At 68.6% G+C, this 1,702-nt stretch carries 1 protein-coding gene; it reads left to right on the forward strand.

Translation table 11 applies throughout. From position 1 onward, the window contains the following. A partial coding sequence (locus CS1GBM4_RS16765; protein ID WP_186419889.1) for an ABC transporter ATP-binding protein occupies positions 1-1,702 on the forward strand: 1,702 nt, incomplete at both ends.

Consider the following 1,702-nt stretch of genomic DNA (forward strand, 5'->3'; position numbering starts at 1 on the left):
TGTCCTTCGACATCAAGCCGCAGGAGACGGTTGCGGTCGTGGGCGAGTCTGGGTCGGGCAAGAGCGTGACGGCGTTGTCGATCATGCGTCTGACGCCGCCCGGGTCGAGCCGGATCGAGGGCTCGATCAAGCTGAACGGCAAGGAGCTTCTGACGCTGCCGGATGCGCAGATGCGCGACATCCGCGGCAACGAGATCGCGATGATCTTCCAGGAGCCGATGACCTCGCTGAACCCGGTGCTGACGATCGGCTTCCAGATCGCGGAGGCGCTGATCCTGCATCGCGGTCTGTCGCGCTCGGCGGCGGAGGCGGAGACGATCCGGCTTCTGGAGAAGGTGAGGATCCCGGCGGCGAAGTCGCGCTTCCACGAATACCCGCACCGGTTCTCGGGCGGGATGCGCCAGCGCGTGATGATCGCGATGGCGCTGGCCTGCAAGCCGAAGCTGCTGATCGCGGACGAGCCGACGACGGCGCTGGACGTGACGATCCAGGCGCAGATCCTCGAGCTGATCAAGCTGCTTCAGCAGGAGGAGGGGATGTCGGTTCTGTTCATCACGCACGACATGGGCGTGGTGGCGGAGATCGCCGACCGGACGGTGGTGATGTACAATGGCGACGAGGTCGAGACGGGTGCGACCGAGGCGATCTTCGCCCATCCGCAGAAGCCCTACACCAAGGCGCTGCTCTCGGCGGTGCCGCGCCTGGGCTCGATGGAGGGGCGCCGGCGGCCGATGCGCTTTCCGGTGGTCGACCGGCTGACGGGGCAGTCGGACGTTCCGGTCGAGGTGCCCGACACGGTCAAGGAGGCCGAGCGGCCGGTGCTCGAGGTCTCGGGGCTGACGACGCGCTTCGAGATCCGCTCCGGGCTGCTCTCGCAGGTCAGGGGGCGGGTGCATGCGGTCGAGAACGTCTCGTTCAGCCTGAAGGCGGGCGAGACGCTGGCGCTGGTCGGGGAATCGGGCTGCGGCAAGTCGACGACGGGTCGCTCGGTGCTGCGCCTGGTCGAGCCGCTGTCGGGCTCGGTGCTGCTCGACGGGGTCGACGTGCTGAAGCTCGGCCAGGGCGAGCTGCGCGAGCAGCGCAAGCGCATGCAGATGATCTTCCAGGACCCGTTCGCCTCGCTGAACCCGCGCATGAATGTCGGTGCGGCGATCGCCGAGCCGCTGCTGATCAACGACCTGGCGAGCCGCTCGCAGGCGCGCGACAAGGTCGCGGACCTGCTGCAGCGGGTCGGGCTCTCGCCGGACATGGCGAGCCGCTTCCCGCACGAGTTCTCGGGCGGGCAGCGCCAGCGCATCTGCATCGCGCGGGCGCTCGCGGTGGAGCCGCGTCTGATCGTTGCGGACGAGGCGGTGTCGGCGCTCGACGTCTCGGTCAAGGCGCAGGTGGTCAACCTGATGCTGGAGCTGCAGGCCAGGATGGGCCTGGGCTATCTGTTCATCTCGCACGACATGGCGGTGGTCGAGCGGGTCAGCCACCGGGTGGCGGTGATGTATCTCGGGGAGATCGTCGAGATCGGCCCGCGCGAGGCGATCTTCGGCAACCCGCAGCATCCCTACACCAAGCGGCTGCTGGCGGCGGTGCCGATCGCCGATCCGGCACGGCGCCTGCAGAAGCGCCCGGTCTCGAACGACGAGATCAAGAGCCCGATCCGCCCGGCCGACTACGTCCCGCCCGTGCGCCAGTACCGCGAGGTCTCCCC

This window comes from Allobosea sp. CS1GBMeth4, assembly GCF_900185715.1.
Classification (GTDB): domain Bacteria; phylum Pseudomonadota; class Alphaproteobacteria; order Rhizobiales; family Beijerinckiaceae; genus Allobosea.